The sequence below is a fragment of the Mycolicibacterium duvalii genome, from assembly GCF_010726645.1.
Classification (GTDB): Bacteria; Actinomycetota; Actinomycetes; order Mycobacteriales; family Mycobacteriaceae; genus Mycobacterium; species Mycobacterium duvalii.
This window is the reverse complement of sequence record NZ_AP022563.1, coordinates 270,069-287,844: the sequence shown is the minus strand read 5'-3', so window position 1 is coordinate 287,844 and position 17,776 is coordinate 270,069. Positions and strand designations below refer to the sequence as shown.

The window sequence follows — 17,776 nt, the reverse complement described above, 5'->3', positions numbered from 1 at the left end:
GCGATCGGCCCCGCCATCACGTCGTCCACACCGACGTCTCCTAACCTTGGCCCATGCAGTGCCGGTGCGGACTCACCCGATGACCCGTTTCCTGGCGCGCCGACTGCTCAACTACGCGCTGCTGCTGGCATTGGCCTCGTTTCTCACCTTCGCGTTGACCTCGGTGGCGTTCAACCCGCTCGAGAGCCTGCTGGAACGTAATCCGCGCCCCCCGGACGCCGTGATCGCCGCCAAAGCCGCCGAGCTGCGCCTCGACCAGCCGATCCCGCTGCGATACCTGAGCTGGGTGTCGGGAGCGGTGCGCGGGGACTTCGGCACCACGGTCGCCGGCCAGCCCGTCGCCGAGGAACTGTGGCGCCGGATCGGGGTGAGCCTGCGGCTGGTCGTCATCGGGTCGGTGCTGGGCACGGTGATCGGGGTGGTCGTCGGCGCGTGGAGCGCGGTGCGGCAATACCGGCTGTCGGACCGGGTCATCACGCTGCTGTCGCTGCTGATCATCTCCGCACCGACGTTCGTGATCGCCAACCTGCTGATCCTCGGCGCGCTGAACGTCAACTCCGCGCTCGGGATGCAGATCTTCGAGTACACCGGCGAGACGTCCCCGGACGCCACCGGGGGCGGCTGGGACCGCTTCGTCGACCGGTTGCAGCACCTGGTGCTGCCGACCTTCACGCTGGCGCTGGCGTCGATCGCCGGGTTCTCGCGCTATCAGCGCAACGCGATGCTCGACGTCCTCGGGCAGGACTTCATCCGCACCGCCCGGGCCAAGGGGCTGACTCGCCGTCAGGCACTGTTCAAGCACGGCCTGCGCACGGCGCTGATCCCGATGGCGACGCTGTTCGCCTACGGGGTCAGCGCGCTGGTGACCGGCGCGGTGTTCGTCGAGAAGATCTTCGGCTGGCACGGCATGGGCGAGTGGGTGGTCGACGGCATCGCCGCCCAGGACACCAACATCGTCGCGGCCATCACGGTGTTCTCCGGCGCGACGGTGCTGCTGGCCGGTCTGCTGTCCGACCTCATCTACGCCGCCCTCGACCCCCGGGTGCGGGCCCGATGAGCACCACATTCACCTCACGCCGCACGCTGGTGCGGCGCCGGTTCCTGCGCAACACCCCGGCGGTGGTGTCGCTGGTGGTGCTGGCCCTGCTGTTCATCGGCTGTTACGCGCTGCCTCCGCTGCTGCCGTACTCCTACACCGATCTCGACTATTACGCACTGCAGCAGCCGCCCAGCGCCGAGCACTGGTTCGGCACCAACGCGCTGGGTCAGGACCTGCTGGCCCAGACGCTGCGCGGTATGCAGAAGTCGCTGCTGATCGGGGTGTTCGTGGCGTTCCTGTCCACGCTGCTGGCGGCTACCGTCGGCGCGGTCGCGGGGTACTTCGGCGGCTGGCGCGACCGCGCCCTGATGTGGCTGGTCGACCTGCTGCTGGTGGTGCCGGCCTTCATTCTCATCGCGATCGTGACGCCGCTGACGCAGCGGTCCCACACCGTCTTTTGGCTGATCGTGCTGCTGGCCGCGTTCAGCTGGATGATCAGCTCCCGCATCGTGCGCGGGATGACCATGAGCCTGCGGGACCGCGAGTTCGTCGTCGCCGCCCGCTACATGGGCGTCAGCCACTGGCGCGTCATCACCCGCCACATCATCCCGAACGTGGCGTCGATCCTGATCATCGACACCGCGCTCAATGTCGGTGTGGCCGTGCTGGCCGAAACCGGGCTGAGCTTCCTCGGGTTCGGCGTGCAGCCCCCTGACGTGTCGCTGGGCACGCTGATCGCCGACGGCACCCGGTCGGTCACGACGTTCCCGTGGGTCTTCCTGTTCCCGGCGGGGATGCTGGTGCTGATCGTGTTGTGCGCGAACCTGATCGGCGACGGCCTGCGCGACGCGCTGGACCCCAACGCCCGGCCGCGCGCTCGGCGAGGTCGCCGATGAGCCTGCTGGAGGTGCGGGGTCTGACCGTCACGTTCCCGGTCGACACGGCGACCGGGACCGAACGCGTCGCCGCGGTCCGCGGCCTGGACTATCACGTCGACGCCGGCGAGGTGGTCGCTCTCGTCGGGGAGTCGGGGGCCGGCAAGTCCGCCGGCGCGATGGCGGTGATCGGCCTGCTGCCCGACTACGCCGAGGTGTCCGGGTCGGCGCGGTTGCACGGCGCCGAGCTGCTCGGCACCGCCGACCGGGAGATGTCACGAATCCGCGGTAACCGGATCGGCACGGTGTTCCAGGACCCGATGTCGGCGCTGACGCCGGTGTACACCGTCGGCGACCAGATCGCCGAGACCATCCGGGTGCACCGCCGCGACGTCGGCCGGCGGGCCGCCCGGGCGCGGGCCGTCGAGCTGCTGGAGCTGGTCGGTATCGCGGCACCGGAGAAACGGGCGCGGGCGTTCCCGCACGAGCTGTCCGGTGGCGAACGTCAGCGTGTCGTCATCGCGATCGCCATCGCCAACGACCCCGACCTGCTGATCTGTGACGAGCCGACCACCGCACTCGACGTCACCGTGCAGGCCCAGATCCTCGACGTGCTGCGCACCGCGCGCGACGTCACCGGTGCGGGGGTGCTGATCATCACCCACGATCTCGGGGTGGTCGCCGAGTTCGCCGACCGGGCGCTGGTGATGTACGCCGGGCGCGCGGTGGAGACCGCGCCGGTGGCCGAGCTGTACCGCGACCGCCGGATGCCCTACACCGCAGGGCTTCTGGGATCGGCGCCGCGGCTCGACGCCGCCCAGGGCGCCCGGCTGGTGCCGATCCCCGGCGCTCCCCCGTCGCTGTCGGCGTTGCCGCCCGGTTGCCCGTTCACGCCGCGCTGCCCGCTGGCCGTCGACGACTGCAGCGCCGCCGAACCCGCGCTGGAAGAGGTCGGAGCGGACCACCGGGTGGCGTGTATCCGCCCCTCCGACGTGGCCGGCCGCAGCGCCGCCGACCTGTACGGGGTGTCGATTTCCCGGGCGACGTCGGCGGCGGAACCCGCAGACGCGCCTGTGGTGCTGCGGGCCCGCGACCTCGTCAAGACCTATCCGCTGACCAAGGGGGCGGTGTTGCGCCGGCGGATCGGCGAGGTGCGCGCCGTCGACGGCGTCAGCTTCGACCTGGAGCAGGGCCGCACGCTGGCCCTCGTCGGCGAGTCCGGTTCCGGCAAATCGACGACCCTGCACCAGATTCTCGGTCTGACACCGCCGCAGGCCGGAACCATCGAAGTGCTCGGCACCGACGTCGCGACCCTCGACCGCCGCACCCGCCGGGCGCTGCGCAAAGACCTTCAGGTGGTGTTCCAGGACCCTGTCGCCTCGGTCGACCCGCGCCTCCCGGTCTTCGATGTGCTGGCAGAACCCCTGCAGGCGAACGGGTTCGACACCGCGGCCACCCACGAGCGGGTCGCCGACCTGCTCACCCTGGTGGGGCTGCGCCGCGAGGACGCCGACCGGTATCCCGCGGAGTTCTCCGGCGGCCAGAAGCAGCGGATCGGCATCGCGCGGGCGCTGGCGCTGCAGCCGAAGATCCTGGCCCTCGACGAGCCGGTCTCGGCGCTGGACGTGTCGATTCAGGCCGGCATCATCAACCTGCTGCTCGATCTGCAGGACCGCTTCGGGCTGGCCTACCTGTTCGTCTCGCATGATCTGTCGGTGGTCAAACACCTCGCCCACCGGGTCGCGGTGATGCACCGCGGGGTGATCGTCGAGCAGGGCGACAGCGAGCACGTGTTCGCCGACCCGGCCCACGAGTACACACGCCGATTGCTGGCCGCGGTTCCTCAGCCGCGGCCAGATCGTGACTAAAGTCGGTCCGCATGACCCACCTCACCCCGCGAGCAGTCACCAGCACCCCTGTTCGGTCGCGCAAGAGCGGTCTTGCGCGGCTGCTCGGCGTGGGACTGGTCGCGGCGCTGGTGGTGACCGGGTGTTCCAGCGGGAACGACGAGGTGCCCTCGGCCGGAGGTGACGCCGAGATCGGCGTCACCGCCGACATCAACCCGCAGGACCCGGCCACGCTGCGCCAGGGCGGCAACCTGCGGCTGGCGCTGAGCGGCTTCCCGCCGAACTTCAACTATCTGCACGTCGACGGCAACCTCGGCGAGCTGGGCGCGATGCTGCGCGCCACGCTGCCGCGCGCGTTCTTCATCAAGCCCGACGGCGAGATGACGGTCAACTCCGACTTCTTCACCGACGTCGAGTTGACCGGCACCGAGCCGCAGGTGGTCACCTACACCATCAACCCGAAGGCCGTCTGGTCCGACGGCAGCCCGGTCACGTGGGAGGACATCGCCGCGCAGATCAACGCGACCAGCGGCAAGGACGACCGCTACCTGTTCGCCGCGCCGAACGGCAGCGACCGCGTCGAGTCGGTGACCCGGGGCGTCGACGACCGCCAGGCGGTGGTCACCTTCGCCCGGCACTACGCCGACTGGAGGGGCATGTTCGCCGGCAACAGCATGCTGATGCCCAAGACGGTGACCGGAGACCCGGAGACGTTCAACCGGAGCCTGCTCGATGCTCCGCCGTTGTCGGCCGGGCCCTTCATGATCAGCACCATCGACCGGGGCGCACAACGAATCATGTTGACCCGCAACCCGAAATGGTGGGGCGCCACACCGGTGCTGGACTCGATCACCTACACCGTGCTCGACGATGCCGCGAAGATGCCGGCGCTGCAGAACAACGCGCTCGACGCCGTCGGACTGGCGACCCTGGACGATCTGACCATCGCGCGCCGCACCGAAGGTGTCTCGGTGCGCCGCGCACCGGCGCCGAGCTGGTATCACCTGACGTTCAACGGCGCTCCCGGCTCGATCCTGGCCGACCGTGCCCTGCGGATCGCGATCACCAAGGGCATCGACCGCCAGGCCATCGCGTCGGTCTCGCAGCGCGGTCTGGTCGACAACCCGGTTCCGCTGAACAACCACATCTACGTCGCCGGCCAGGAGGGCTACCAGGACAACAGCATCGGCTTCGACCCGGAGGCGGCCAAACGCGAACTCGACGAATTGGGGTGGCGCCAGAACGGGCAGTTCCGCGAGAAGGACGGGCGTCCCCTGACCATCCGCGACGTCTTCTACGACGCTCAGAGCACCCGCGCCATCGCGCAGATCGCACAGAGCAACCTGGCGCAGATCGGCGTCAACCTCGAGCTCGTGCCGGCCGCGGGCGGAAAGTTGTTCAGCGAGTTCGTGATCCCCGGCAATTTCGACATCGCCCAGTTCGCCTGGGGCGGAGACGCGTTCCCGCTGTCGGGCCTGACCCAGATCTACGCCTCCGACGGAGAGAGCAACTACGCCAAGATCGGCAGTCCCGAGATCGACGCCAAGATCGAACAGACGCTCTCCGAACTGGATCCGGCCACCGCGCGAACTCTGGCCAACGAGGTCGACACCATGATCTGGGCCGAGGGGCACAGCCTGCCGTTGTTCCAGGCCGCCGGCAATGTCGCGGTGCGCAGCAGTCTGGCCAACTACGGTCCGGCCGGCATCGGCGACCTGAACTACACCGCCATCGGCTTCATGAACTAGGGCAGGAGCGCTTCGACCCGCGCGGCTACGGCGACCGCGCCGATCAGCAGCCGTATCGTGCCGTTGGCCGGCAGCGCGTCGAGTTCGCCCGCGCGGGGGGCCAGCTGGTGCAGTTGGTCGGCCGCCGCAGCGGCGCACACCTGCAGCGCCGCCGGCTCACGCGTGTCGAGGATGCTGTGCCCTGCGGTGGGCAGTTCGACGAGGACCGACCCGGGGATCAGGTCTGCCACGCGGTGGGCCACCTCCGGCGGCGTGGTCAGGTCGCGACCTCCCGACAGCACGGCGGTCGGCCAGCCGAAGTCGGGCATCGCCGCGCGCAGATCAAAGGGTTCCGCATCGAAACCGATGTCCCCGGAGGCCATCTCACGCAACGCCACCGCGGGATCGAGTGGGCCGCCGTCGGGTTCGGCGCCGTAGTTGAGTTCCCGATAGGCGATGCGCTCCACCAGGTCGGGTTCGTGGTGGTACAGCGTCTTGCGCTCGAGCAGGGTGCGGGTTCCGAGCTCGACCGCCGACCAGAGCCGGCGATGACCACTCGCCAACAGATCGAGCTGGCGCTGCAGCACCTGCGGTCCGGCGGTGCCGTACAGGTCGGCGATCAGTTGCACGTCGCGGCGGGCCAGACTCCCGTCGTCGACCAGCCGCCGGACGGTGGCGGCCAGCACGTCGTTGCCCGGCGCCGCGCCGTCCCACAACACCCGCCGAATGCGGGTTCGCACAGCGTCGATGTCGTCGGCGGACAGCAGCGGGGAGTCCAGCACCATCGCGTGCACGCGGCCGGGGTGCCGGACTCCGACGCCGCCGGCGAGGTAGGACCCGTAGGAGGCCCCGTAGACGGTGGCGCGCGCCACCTTGGCGTCGTCGAGCACCGCGGCGATGTCGTCGACGGCGGCCTCGATGGTCAGCGCTTCGGCAGGCAGGTCGGCCCCGGAGTCGTCATGGCGGGACAATCCGACACCGCGGTGCTCGACCATGATCACGTCGAGGCCTGCGACGGCGGCGCGCCGGCGGAATGACCGGTACAGCGCTACCGAGGCCGCGCCGGGGCCGCCGGGGATGACCACCAGCGGATGGGCGGACTTACGTCCGGTGCGCACGTAGTAGACGTCGAAGTGCTCGTCTGCGCCGGGGCGCACCGGCCGACGCACCGCCCGCACCCCGGGCAGTGCCGCGAGCCGGCGATGGATCCGGCGGCGGCGGGTGGTCATCGTCATCACGGGCCATTGTGCCGGGGTGCAGCCTCGGTCAGGAGGAACGGATCAGATCCGCCGCTTTTTCGCCGATCAGCATCGACGGAGCCTGGGTGTGGCCGCGGATGATCGTCGGCATCACCGACGCGTCGGCCACCCGCAACGCGGTGACGCCACGGACCCGCAGCTGCGGGTCCACGACGGCGGCGTCGTCGCGGCCCATCCGGCAGGTGCCCACGGGGTGGTAGAGCGTGTGCGACAGAGATTCCAGCGCCCGCGCCAACGTGTCGTCGTCGAGCACCGACGCGTCGAGGGGGCGGGCGATGCGCCCGACGATGTCCTTGAGCGCGGGTGCCCGCGCGATGTCGGCACACATGCGCAGGCCCGACATCAGGGCCGCCCGGTCGGCACCGGCGCCGTCGGTGAGGTAGCGCGGATCGATGGTCGGCTTGTCGTGCGGGTCGCTCGAGCGCAGCGTGATGGTGCCGCGGCTCTGCGGCGTGAGCAGGATCGGGCCCATCACCACGGCGTGGCCCACATACGGGTCACCGATTCCCTCGTCGAAATACGGTGCGGGAGCGAAGATCAGCTCCAGGTCCGGCAGGTCCAGGTCGGGCCGGCTCTTGACGAACCCGTAGGCCTCCCCCACGTTCGAGGTGAGCATCCCGCGCCGTCTCACCAGGTAGTTGAGGAGCTCCAGCGGTTTCTGCGCGTCGGTCAGCGAGCCGTAGGGCACGTCGAAGCCCAGCGGCACCACCAGGTGATCGAGCAGGTTGGTGCCGACCGCCGGGGAGTGCGCGACGGTCACGATCCCCAGCCGCGCCAGCCGGTCGTGGTCGCCGATCCCCGACAGCATCAGCAGCTGGGGGGTGTTGATCGCGCCGGCGCACAACACCACCTCGCGGCGCGCCGTGGCCACCGTCCGTCCCGCCTTGCCGTCGAACTCGACCCCGACCGCGCGGTTGCCGGCGAACACCACCCGCGTCGCGGTCGCCTCGGTCAGCACGGTCAGGTTCTTGCGCTTGCGGACCGGCTTGAGGTAGGCATCGGCGCAGCTGAACCGGGAGCCGCGGCGCTGCGTGACCCTGGTCTGGCAAAAGCCCTGCGGTTGATCCTGATTGGGCTCCTCGATGCGGTGGCCGCACTGCTCGGCGGCCGCCAGCCACGCGGCGGTGGATTCGCGCGGGCTGCGCTGCGGGGAGATGACCAGCGGTCCGGATTCGATGCGCCGCAAGTAGGGCTGCAGATGCGCGTAGTCCCACTCGGCGCCGGCGTGGTGGCCCCATTCGTCGTAGTCGGCGTCGAAGCCGCGGACCCACATCATCGCGTTCATCGACGTCGACCCGCCGAGCATCTTGCCGCGCGGCCAGTAGATGCGCCGACCGCCGAGGCCCTGCTGCGGCTCGGTCAGGTAGTCCCAGTCCAGCCGGCCGCGCATCAGACGGGAGAACCCGGCGGGGATGTGGACGAACGGGTCCCTGTCGCGCGGCCCGGCTTCGAGCACGACGACCCGCACCGACGGGTCGGCGCTGAGGCGGTTGGCTAAGACCGCTCCCGCGGCTCCAGTTCCGACGATGACGTAATCGGCGTCCACGGGCCGGAGTCTAGAGCGAGCCGGCCAGCTCGATATGACAGGCACTGCGGATGTCGGCGTACCGCTGGGGGCTGCAGGTCAAAATGATGACCTGTCCGTCGCCGGCGACGGTGTCGAACACCTCGGCCATTCTGGCCAGCCGATCGGGGTCGGTGAAACCCAGCGCATCGTCGATGACGACCGGAACGCTGTCCTCCTTGGCGACCAGCGCCGCTCCAGCGAGCCTGGCGACGATGCCCAGCTGTTCTTTGGCGCCCCCGGACAGCGACTCGTAGGGCACGGTGCGCCCCGACAAGGTGCGGGCCCCGATGCGCAGATCGCTGTCGACGTCGACTTCGAAGCTCTCCCCGAACACGAGCCGGCCCAGACGCTCGACCTCGCCGCGGAATGGATCGACATAGCGCATCCGCATGGTGTCGCGGTGCCGGCCCATCACCGTCCTCAGCAGTTGCGCGGCCTGGGCGCGGCGCTGCACCCGCTGGTACTCGCTCTCGGCGTGTTGGCGCTCGGCCTCGGCCGCGTCGAGTGCGCTGCGACGGCCTTCGGATCCGTACACCTTCAGCGCGGCGGCCACCTCGCGCAGCGCCTCGAAGGTCTCGGCGTAGCGCGCGGTCGCCGCGGTGTCGGCGTCCTGCGCCTGCTGCAGCGCGGCGGCCACCGCGTCGGGATGGTGCCCGGCCCATTCGTCACGCAGCCGGGTCACCGCGGCGTCGGCGAGGCGGGCGGCCCGGTCGTCGGTGTCGGCCTTGGCCGTGAGCTCGTCGTCGGGCGCCTGGGCGCGCTGGCTCGCCAGTCGTTGTTCGGCGACTGCCAGCTCGTCGCGAGCGGCCTGCAGCTTCTCCTTGGCGCGCGCGGCCCGCAACCCCCGGTCGGCGACGAGCTTGCCGGTCTCCTCGGCGAGCTTGCGCTGGGTCTCGCAGTCGTTGCGCGCCTGCTGGTGTGCGGCCACAGCCGCGGCCAGCTCGGCGCGCAGCGCGACCGGCTCCGGTGTCTCGTCGTGGGCGGCGTCCTCGTGGTTGGCGTTGTGGTTGGCGGTGTTGTCGTTCTCGGCCTGCCGGGCACGCAGCTCGGCGATCTGTTCGCGTACCTGGGCGGCGTCACCCTCTGCGGTCAGCGCCTGCAGGATCGCGGTGTGCTCCTTGACCGCTGCCTGCAGTTCTGCGCGGCGCCGGTGAAGCGCGCGCGCCTCGGCGACGTCGGCGGCGCCCGCCCGGCCCAGCGCTTCGCGCAGTGTCGCGGTGGCGTGGTCGAGGTCGGCCTGCGTGGTGGCCGCCGGCGCACCCGGAACGACCCGCATCGACAGCAGCCCGGCGACATCGACGCCGGTGGTCCCGGTGATCGCGGATTCCCAGCGGTCGCCGGCACGCAACCTCACCGGCTTCCCGGCGATGTGGACCTCGATGTCGGCGGACGCCACCAACTCCACATGGGCCGAGGCCTGCTCGGCGGCAGCGGCGGCCTGCGCCACCGCGGCGGCCGCGTCATCGATCGTCGCCATCAGCGCGTCGCTGAGAACGACCGCGGCGAGTTCACGGCGCGCTTCCTCGAGGGTCCGCGAGTGCTGTTCCAGCGCACTCAGCCGACCGGTCAGCCGCGCCAGAGTCTCGCGGTCGGTGAGCCGCTGCACCGCCGCGTGCGCGGCATCCAGACGCCGCTGAGCGGCCTCCAGCCCCGCCCGGGCCTGCTCGGCGGTCGCGTCGGCGGCCAGCTGCATTTCGACCGCGGTGTCGTGTGCCTCGGCCGCGGTCTCCGCTGCGGTCTGCAACTCGGCGATGGCCGCGGCGCGGTCCTCGACGTCGGCGCGGCACCGGCACCGCTCGCGCCAGGCCGTACCGGAGGCCGTAGCGGTGTCCGTGGCGGCCTTGGCGAAGACCGCTGCCCGTTCGACCTCGCTGTGCAGCGCCGCGATCTTCTGCGCGGTGAGACGGGCCTGGTCCAATTCCTCAGTGGTTCTGGCCTTCTCGTCCTTCAGCCCGGCCAGCTCGGCGGTGAGGGCGGCGTGACGACGGACCGCCTCCTCGACCTCGGTGACCTCGGCTGCGCATCGGGCGGCCGCCTCGTCGGCGGCGCGCAGCCGAGCCGCGGCCGCCGCCCACTCCCCGGTGGCGCGGCCGGTGGAGGTGAAGTAGCGCCGGTACTCCTCGTCGATACGGTCGATCAGCAGCGTCTCGAGACCGCCCGCGGAGGCGGGCTGGTCGTCGACCTCGCCGGCCACCACGTCGAGTGCCCGCGACAGCGCATCCGACCCCGACAGGTCGGCGGCCGACGTCGACGCCGCCTGCAGCACTCGCTGGGCCTGCCACAGGTCGACGTCCATGGTCTCGGCGAGGATGGCGCGCACCCGGTCGTGGGCTTCGTCGCCGGTGAGCTGTTCGCGGCGGGGCGCGTGCACCGTCAGTTCGGTCTCGGGCCGCTTGTGGAACCGTTTGCGGTACACGAACCGGTACGGACCGGTGGAGATGTCGGCGCTGACCTCGGCGCCCACGTCGGCGTGGGTGGGTTTGACCTGCTTGACTTCCTTCCTCGCCGAGCGGTCCTTGGCTTCCAGCAGCAGGTCGAGGGCTTCGAGCATCGACGACTTGCCGGTCTCGTTGGGCCCGCTGACCACCACCACGCCGCGGTCGGGAAACTCGATGTCGCGGTGCGTGATTCCGCGGTAGTTCGTCAGCGTGAGCCGGTGCAGTCTCATGCGGCTCCCCCTTCGGTCAGACGCAGGAGCAGGGCCAGCGCCGCGCGCGCGTCCTCGGCATCCGCACCGGTCGAGCGCGCGGTGGTGACCAGCTCCTCGACCGCGGCCGCCGCGAAGCCGCCGATGTTCAAGCCGTCGAATTCGCCGTCGGCCGGCAGCACCGCGATGTCGGTCTCCTTGTCCCAGGGCACCAGGGCCGCGAACAGCCGGGCGTACCGGTCCAGGGCCGCGTCGAGTGCCGCCTTGTCGGTGACGGTCAGTGTCCCGGTCAGGCCGAGCCGGAGCACGGTGCGGTCCTTGTCCGGCAGCATGTCCAGGTTGATGTCGAGGTCGGCGATGTCACGGCGGTTGTCGACACCGTGTCGCAACGACAGGAACCGCCAGTGGCCGACCCGGCGGGCGTCGACGTGGACCGGCCGGCGCGGATCGGTCTCGTCGATGTCGACGACGAGCACCTGGCCCGGGTCGGGTTCGATGTCGTCGTAGTTGGTCACCTCCGGAGATCCGGAGTACCAGACGCGGCCGGTGGCACCGACCTCGAAGCGAGAATGCTTGTCCCCCAGGGCCACATAGTGCACCGCGCGCCGTTCGATGGCGGCCTCGACCGCGGCGAGCGCGATCAGCGACGGACGGTCTTTGTCGGGCACCAGGATGTCGACCGCGCCGTGACCGACGACGATGCGGGTGACCCCGTCGGCGGGCACCCCGGCGAGCACATCGGCGACCAGATCGGTGGTCGGCACCTTGGAGAACCACGGCGCGGCGACCAGTTCCAGCCCCGGACGCACCTCGTGCACCCCGGGACGGTCGAGCACGGTGACGTTGTCGGGGCACTCCGCGGTGAACAGTGCGCTGGTGTACACCGAGGCCGCGTCGAGCGGATCGTGGTTGCCCGGCAGCAGGTAGACCGGCACCCCGATGCTGCGCATCGCCTCCAGCGACTGGCTGACCTCGCGCAGCGCGAGCTGGTTGTGTTCGAACACGTCGCCGGCGACGACGACGAACTCCGCTCCGGTGTCGGCGGCCACGGCGCCGAGCGCGGTCAGGACTTCCCGGCGGGCGGCCGAATACCGGGGCTGCGCATCGCCGTTGAGGAAGTACCGGGTCATGCCGAGCTGCCAGTCGGCAGTGTGCAGAAATCGCATGTCGGCCCCCGTCCTGTCCCACATCCCGGCGAGCTCTTCGTCGGGCATGGCGAGTGTATGGCGGCCCGCCGACAAGTCCGGGGACGCGCACCGGCATGGCCTAGCCTTGTTCGCCATGACGGATGCTCGCCGGGCCCACCGCACCTTGCTGCTGCTGCGCCACGCCAAGTCGGGGTATCCCGACGGAGTCGCCGACCACGACCGGCCGCTGGCGGCGCGCGGGGTCCGGGAAGGCGCGCTGGCCGGCGACTGGATCCGCGCCCACGTACCCCCGGTCGACGCGGTGTTGTGTTCCACGGCGGTCCGCACCCGCCAGACCCTGGAACGCACCGGTATCGACGCACCGGTCCGCTATCTGGAACGCCTTTACGACGCGACGCCGGGCCTGGCCCTGGCCGAGATCAACGCGTCCCCGACTCATTTCGGCGATGACCCGGCCACGCTGTTGGTGGTAGGGCACGAACCGGTGATGTCGTCGCTGGCCCTCGCGCTGGCCGTCGACGGCATCGAGTCCGAGGTCGGAGCGCAGGTCGCCGACCGGTTCCCGACCTCGTCGGTGGCGGTGCTGCGCATCGAGACCTCATGGGCCGGGCTGGAACTCGGCAGCGCTCAGCTGGTGGCGTTCCACACCGCCCGCTGACGCGTCGAGTGTGCGCGCACGGCGGTGACATCGCCGAGCGTGAGCCCACGGCGGAAAGTGGGCCCGAAAACCGCCCGGGGCGCACACTGGGCGAAGAACCCGCGGCCGTCCCGGTCAGGCGCGGGTGGCCAGCGTCAGCTCCATCAACTTGACTGCCATCCCGCACGCATCGATGCCGGGCGCCTGCGGATTGACCCACCAGCCCACCACACCGGCGGCGTCACTGGCCACTCCGCACGCGCCGTTGGGGTCCTCGGGCCGCATCACGAACGACGTGATGCCCGCGATCGACCGGTTCTCGATCTGGTAGCCCAACTCTTCGGCGGTCTGGCGCTCGTTGTCGAGACTGCCCAGTTCGAACCAGAAGCGGGTGATATCGACCAGTCCGGCCGGGTTGGCCGCCTGCCACCGGCACACCGCGCCGACGAAGGTGCTCTGGATGTCGAGCGGGTCGGCCCCGACGGTCTCGGCCAGGATGTCCTCGGTGAGGACCTCGCACTCCTTGAGCAGGTTCGGGTACTGCCGCTCCGAATCGTTGTTGCGCGGGGTGCTGCCCGATCCGGCCTTCGCGGCGGTACCGTCCACGGTCTGCGTGCAGCCGGTCAGGGTGAGCAGCGCCGCGGCCGCGGCGACGAGCGCGTGGCGGGCCCTCATTTGGAGTTCACAATCGATTGCCGGGTCAATTCCTTGGCCACCTCGCAGGCGTCGGGGAACGGCGGCTGCCCGTAGCTTATCGACCATTCGATGAAGTCGTCGTTGAACTGGATGCCGATCTCGCAGAGGTTGACGCCGAACTCCGGGTCCTCGTTGATGCCGATGAAGCCGTCGTGGCCCTCGATGCTGATGTCCTCCACGCTGGTGCGGGACAGTTCCATGGTCTTGCGTTCGCGCCCGATCGGGCTGCCGCGGAACCAGGTGAACGAGAAGTGCGGACCCAGGATGCTGCCGCCGGCCAGCCACTGACAGCCGACCGAGGTCTTGGCGGTGTTGACCAGTCCCGGCACCCGGGTCTGCGCGATGACTTCCTGGTCGCTGATGCCGCCGCATTCCGGGAAGAACGGGCCGTGGGCGACGTCTTGGTCGGGTGCCTCCGAGGACGGCACCTCCGGTGCGGGCGACTGGCCGTCGGAGCACCCGGCCAGCACCGGGAACACGGCTGCCAGCGCGACGGCCAGCGCGGAACGCACCCGTGACACCGCGGCGGACCGGCTCATGCTGCGCTGGCTGTGGTTCACGCCATGCACTGTAGCGGCAGGCCCTCCACCCAACCACCGACATGCCGGGTGACCAGCCGATTTAACGAATTCTCAGGGCGGTCAGCCGAACACCTCCGCACGAGGGCGGGTGTGCGAGAGTAGCGGGATGCTCTGGCGGCTGCTTCGACGGCATGTCCGGCCGTATCGCCGGCTGCTGGCCGTGGTCGCCACCCTCCAGGCGGTCAGCACCTTGGCCACGCTGTACCTGCCGACGGTCAACGCGGCCATCATCGACGACGGAGTCACTCAAGGAGATCTGCGCCGCATCGTCGAGCTCGGCATGGTGATGCTCGCGGTCACCGCGCTGCAGGTGGCGTGCGCGGTCGGCGCGGTCTACTTCGGTTCGCGCGCAGCCATGGGCTTCGGTCGCGACCTGCGGTCGGTGCTGTTCCACCACATCACCGGGTTCTCCGCCGAGGAGACCGCACGGTTCGGCGCCCCGTCGCTGCTGACCCGTACCACCAACGACGTCCAGCAGATTCAACTGTTGGTGCAGCTGACCGCCACGATGTTGATCACCGCGCCGCTGATGTCGGTCGGCGGGATCTTCATGGCGATCCATCAGGATGCCGGACTGTCGTGGCTGTTGCTGATCAGCGTGCCGCTGCTGGCGGCGGCCAACTATTGGATCGTGTCGCACCTGCTGCCGGTCTTCCGGCGTCTGCAAGGTCAGATCGACGGCATCAACCGGGTGATGCGCGAACAACTGACCGGGTTGCGGGTGGTCCGGGCGTTCGCCCGCGAGTCCCATGAGCGCAGCCGGTTCGCCGAGGCCAATCACGCGCTGGCCGGCACGGCGCTCGAAGCCGGCCGGTGGCAGGCGTTGATGCTGCCCGTCACCACGCTGGTGATCAACGTGTCCAGTGTGGCGTTGATCTGGTTCGGCGGGCAGCGCATCGATGCCGGTCAGATGCAGGTGGGATCGCTGATCGCGTTTCTGTCGTATTTCATGCAGATTCTCCTCGCAGTGCTGATGGCGACCTTCATCCTCGTGATCATCCCGCGCGCCTCGGTGTGCGCCGAGCGGATCACCGAGGTCCTCGACACCCACCCCGCCGTGCAGAACCACCCGTCGCCCGCGGCACCGGATATCGTCGTCGGCGAGATCCGGTTCGAATCGGCGACCTTCACCTACCCCGGCGCGGATCGCCCCGTGCTGCAGGATGTTTCGCTGATCGTCCGGCCCGGTACCAGCACCGCGGTGGTCGGTTCCACAGGGGCGGGTAAGTCGACGCTGATCTCGCTGATCTGCCGCCTCTACGACGTCACGGCGGGCGCGGTGCTCGTCGACGGAACCGATGTGCGCGACTACGACATCGAGCGGTTGTGGTCGGCCATCGGCCTGGTGCCGCAACGCGGATACCTGTTCTCCGGCACGGTGGCCGACAATCTGCAGATCGGCGCCGGCCCGGGGCAGGTGGTCACCGAAGAGCAGATGTGGGCGGCGCTGCGGGTCGCGGCCGCCGACGACTTCGTCGCCGCCCACCCCGACGGGCTGGGGATGCGCGTGGCTCAGGGTGGGATGAACTTCTCCGGGGGCCAGCGTCAGCGACTGGCCATCGCGCGTGCGGTGATCCGCCGTCCTGCGATCTACCTGTTCGACGACGCGTTCTCCGCCCTCGACGTGCACACCGACGCGCGGGTCCGGCGCGCCCTGCGCGACGTGTCCGCCGATGCGACGGTCATCATGGTGTCCCAACGCATCTCGACGGTCGCCGACGCCGATCAGATCGTCGTCGTCGACGACGGGCGCGTGGTCGGCACGGGCAGCCATCGCGAACTGCTGCAGACCTGTCAGACCTATCGGGAGTTCGCCGACTCCCAGGCGGTCGGGGCGGGCCCCCGGTGAGCGGTCCTCTGGCCCGCCCGATGCGCATGGGCGAACCGCCTGCGGTCCGGTCCCGCGACTTCACCGGGTCAGCGGTCCGAATCCTGAAGTTGCTCGCACCCAATCGAGCGATGACGGCGGCGGTCCTGCTGCTCGGCATCGGCGGCATCGCGGTCGGGGTGATCGGACCGCGCATCCTCGGGCATGCCACCGACCTGTTGTTCAACGGGGTGATCGGCCGCCAACTGCCGGCCGGCCTGACCCGGGAACAGGCGATCGATGCGGCGCGCGCGGCCGGTGACGACAGGTTCGCCGACCTGCTGGCGGGCAGCGGCGCGGTGCCGGGACAGGGCATCGACTTCGCCGCGGTGGCACGCACGCTGGCGCTGGCACTGGTGCTGTATCTGGTTGCGGCGCTGATGGTCTGGTTGCAGGCCCGGCTTCTCAACGTGGTGGTGCAACGCACCATGGCCGGCCTGCGGACCTCGGTCGAGGAGAAGGTGCACCGACTGCCCCTGCAGTACTTCGACACCCGCCGGCGCGGCGAGGTGCTCAGCCGGGTCACCAACGACGTCGACAACGTCCAGCAGTCGCTGCAGATGTCGATCACCCAGCTGCTCACCTCGGTGCTGACAGTGGTGGCGGTGCTGGTGATGATGCTGACGATCTCACCGCTGCTGACACTGCTGACCGTCGTCACCGTGCCGCTGTCGCTGTGGGTCACCCGCTCGATCGCACGCCGGTCGCGCAGGCTGTTCGTCGCCCAGTGGACCAATGTCGGCAAGCTCAACGCCCACATCGAGGAGACCTACAGCGGGTTCACCGTCGTCAAGACGTTCGGGCACCGCGCTCAGGCCGAGGACCAGTTCCGTGAGCTCAACGCCGACGTCTACCAGGCCAGCTTCGGGGCACAGTTCCTGTCGGGCCTGGTCTCTCCGGCCACCATCTTCGTCGGCAATCTCAGCTATGTCGCCGTCGCGGTCGTCGGCGGTCTGCAGGTGGCCACCGGGCAGATCACGCTGGGCAACATCCAGGCCTTCATCCAGTACGTCCGGCAGTTCAACCAGCCACTGACCCAGATCGCCGGGATGTACAACACCCTGCAGTCCGGCGTGGCCAGCGCCGAGCGGGTGTTCGACCTGCTCGACGCCGAGGAGGAGACGCCGGACCCGCCCCGCGCGCTACCCGCCCCGACCGGTGACGGCGGACGGGTGGTGTTCGAGCACGTGTCCTTCGGTTACCAGTCCGGCGTACCGGTGATCGAGAACCTGTCACTGGACGTCGCACCGGGGACCACCGTCGCGATCGTCGGACCCACCGGAGCCGGCAAGACGACGCTGGTCAACCTGTTGATGCGGTTCTACGACCTGGACGCCGGCCGGATTCTGCTCGACGGGGTCGACATCGCCACGGTGAGCCGCGGCTCGCTGCGGTCGCGGATCGGCATGGTGCTGCAGGACACCTGGCTGTTCGGCGGCACGATCTACGACAACATCGCCTACGGGCGGCCCGACGCCACCCGCGACGAGGTGCTCGATGCGGCGCGGGCGGCCTATGTCGACCGGTTCGTCCACACGCTGCCCGACGCTTACGACACCCGCATCAACGACGGCGGCACCAACATCAGCGCCGGCGAGAAGCAGCTCATCACGATCGCCCGCGCCTTCCTAGCGCGGCCGCAGCTGCTGGTGCTCGACGAGGCGACCAGCTCGGTGGACACCCGGACCGAGGTGCTGATCCAGCAGGCGATGGCGCGGCTGCGCCGGGATCGCACCAGTTTCCTGATCGCCCATCGACTTTCGACGATCCGCGATGCCGACGTGATCCTGGTGCTCGACGGCGGCCGAATCGTCGAGCAGGGCAGTCATGACGAGCTGCTGGCCCGCCGGGGCGAGTACTGGACGATGACGCGGGCCTGAGTCGGT

The 17,776-nt window shown here is 70.0% G+C and carries 13 protein-coding genes; 7 read left to right on the top strand and 6 right to left on the bottom strand.

The genetic code is table 11. The annotated features are described in order from the left end of the window. The first annotated feature begins 79 nt into the window (after positions 1–79). Genes G6N31_RS01400 through G6N31_RS01385 form a run of 4 tightly spaced genes read left to right on the top strand, consistent with a single transcriptional unit; the run spans position 80 to position 5,509 of the window. Positions 80–1,057 (top strand): oligopeptide ABC transporter permease OppB, encoded by a 978-nt coding sequence (locus G6N31_RS01400; protein ID WP_098004807.1) that lies wholly within the window; start codon positions 80–82, stop codon positions 1,055–1,057. Beyond that, positions 1,054–1,935, top strand: a complete 882-nt coding sequence (locus G6N31_RS01395; protein WP_098004767.1) for an oligopeptide ABC transporter permease OppC — start codon at positions 1,054–1,056, stop codon at positions 1,933–1,935. Before G6N31_RS01400 ends, G6N31_RS01395 begins: the two co-directional genes overlap by 4 nt. After that, the gene (locus G6N31_RS01390; RefSeq protein WP_098004768.1) at positions 1,932–3,782 is read left to right on the top strand and encodes an oligopeptide ABC transporter ATP-binding protein OppD; all 1,851 of its coding nucleotides are present in this window, start codon (positions 1,932–1,934) and stop codon (positions 3,780–3,782) included. The genes G6N31_RS01395 and G6N31_RS01390 overlap by 4 nt, the downstream gene beginning before the upstream one ends. 11 nt (positions 3,783–3,793) lie before the next feature. Then, the gene (locus G6N31_RS01385; RefSeq protein WP_098004769.1) at positions 3,794–5,509 is read left to right on the top strand and encodes an oligopeptide ABC transporter substrate-binding protein OppA; all 1,716 of its coding nucleotides are present in this window, start codon (positions 3,794–3,796) and stop codon (positions 5,507–5,509) included. Here G6N31_RS01385 and G6N31_RS01380 read toward each other — a convergent pair. Genes G6N31_RS01380 through G6N31_RS01365 form a run of 4 tightly spaced genes read right to left on the bottom strand, consistent with a single transcriptional unit; the run spans position 5,506 to position 12,127 of the window. Then, positions 5,506–6,723: an alpha/beta hydrolase gene (locus tag G6N31_RS01380; RefSeq protein WP_098004770.1), complete on the bottom strand. Its 1,218-nt coding sequence runs from the start codon at positions 6,721–6,723 to the stop codon at positions 5,506–5,508. The genes G6N31_RS01385 and G6N31_RS01380 overlap by 4 nt on opposite strands. Positions 6,724–6,754: 31 nt before the next feature. Then, positions 6,755–8,293 carry a GMC family oxidoreductase gene (locus G6N31_RS01375; protein WP_098004771.1) on the bottom strand — a complete coding sequence of 513 codons (1,539 nt, stop codon included), beginning with the start codon at positions 8,291–8,293 and terminating at the stop codon, positions 6,755–6,757. A 10-nt stretch (positions 8,294–8,303) separates the two neighbouring features. Continuing rightward, positions 8,304–10,982 (bottom strand): AAA family ATPase, encoded by a 2,679-nt coding sequence (locus G6N31_RS01370; RefSeq protein ID WP_098004772.1) that lies wholly within the window; start codon positions 10,980–10,982, stop codon positions 8,304–8,306. Next, a complete protein-coding gene (locus G6N31_RS01365) occupies positions 10,979–12,127 on the bottom strand; it encodes a metallophosphoesterase family protein (RefSeq protein ID WP_098004808.1) in 1,149 nt (382 codons plus the stop codon). The genes G6N31_RS01370 and G6N31_RS01365 overlap by 4 nt, the downstream gene beginning before the upstream one ends. 115 nt (positions 12,128–12,242) lie before the next feature. On the opposite strand from G6N31_RS01365, the gene G6N31_RS01360 reads away from it, so the two are divergent. Continuing rightward, entirely contained in the window at positions 12,243–12,767 is a 525-nt protein-coding gene (locus G6N31_RS01360; RefSeq protein WP_098004809.1) for a SixA phosphatase family protein, read from the top strand. Between the two features lie 114 nt (positions 12,768–12,881). Here the strand turns inward: G6N31_RS01360 and G6N31_RS01355 are convergent, their stop codons facing one another. Beyond that, positions 12,882–13,421 (bottom strand): DUF3558 domain-containing protein, encoded by a 540-nt coding sequence (locus tag G6N31_RS01355; RefSeq protein WP_098004773.1) that lies wholly within the window; start codon positions 13,419–13,421, stop codon positions 12,882–12,884. Beyond that, positions 13,418–14,011 carry a DUF3558 domain-containing protein gene (locus G6N31_RS01350; RefSeq protein ID WP_420091015.1) on the bottom strand — a complete coding sequence of 198 codons (594 nt, stop codon included), beginning with the start codon at positions 14,009–14,011 and terminating at the stop codon, positions 13,418–13,420. Before G6N31_RS01350 ends, G6N31_RS01355 begins: the two co-directional genes overlap by 4 nt. Before the next feature lie 118 nt (positions 14,012–14,129). On the opposite strand from G6N31_RS01350, the gene G6N31_RS01345 reads away from it, so the two are divergent. Both G6N31_RS01345 and G6N31_RS01340 read left to right on the top strand, forming a co-directional pair. After that, positions 14,130–15,872 (top strand): ABC transporter ATP-binding protein, encoded by a 1,743-nt coding sequence (locus G6N31_RS01345; RefSeq protein WP_098004774.1) that lies wholly within the window; start codon positions 14,130–14,132, stop codon positions 15,870–15,872. Between the two features lie 20 nt (positions 15,873–15,892). Beyond that, positions 15,893–17,770 (top strand): ABC transporter ATP-binding protein, encoded by a 1,878-nt coding sequence (locus G6N31_RS01340; protein ID WP_165776260.1) that lies wholly within the window; start codon positions 15,893–15,895, stop codon positions 17,768–17,770. Positions 17,771–17,776: the final 6 nt, after the last annotated feature.

Coding starts and splice junctions, on each gene's coding strand:
- G6N31_RS01355 (WP_098004773.1), bottom strand. CDS start 13,421: ATGAGGGCCCGCCACGCGCTCGTCGCCGCGGCCGCGGCGCTGCTCACC.
- G6N31_RS01365 (WP_098004808.1), bottom strand. CDS start 12,127: ATGCGATTTCTGCACACTGCCGACTGGCAGCTCGGCATGACCCGGTAC.
- G6N31_RS01340 (WP_165776260.1), top strand. CDS start 15,893: ATGCGCATGGGCGAACCGCCTGCGGTCCGGTCCCGCGACTTCACCGGG.
- G6N31_RS01390 (WP_098004768.1), top strand. CDS start 1,932: ATGAGCCTGCTGGAGGTGCGGGGTCTGACCGTCACGTTCCCGGTCGAC.
- G6N31_RS01370 (WP_098004772.1), bottom strand. CDS start 10,982: ATGAGACTGCACCGGCTCACGCTGACGAACTACCGCGGAATCACGCAC.
- G6N31_RS01380 (WP_098004770.1), bottom strand. CDS start 6,723: ATGACGATGACCACCCGCCGCCGCCGGATCCATCGCCGGCTCGCGGCA.
- G6N31_RS01360 (WP_098004809.1), top strand. CDS start 12,243: ATGACGGATGCTCGCCGGGCCCACCGCACCTTGCTGCTGCTGCGCCAC.
- G6N31_RS01400 (WP_098004807.1), top strand. CDS start 80: ATGACCCGTTTCCTGGCGCGCCGACTGCTCAACTACGCGCTGCTGCTG.
- G6N31_RS01345 (WP_098004774.1), top strand. CDS start 14,130: ATGCTCTGGCGGCTGCTTCGACGGCATGTCCGGCCGTATCGCCGGCTG.
- G6N31_RS01395 (WP_098004767.1), top strand. CDS start 1,054: ATGAGCACCACATTCACCTCACGCCGCACGCTGGTGCGGCGCCGGTTC.
- G6N31_RS01385 (WP_098004769.1), top strand. CDS start 3,794: ATGACCCACCTCACCCCGCGAGCAGTCACCAGCACCCCTGTTCGGTCG.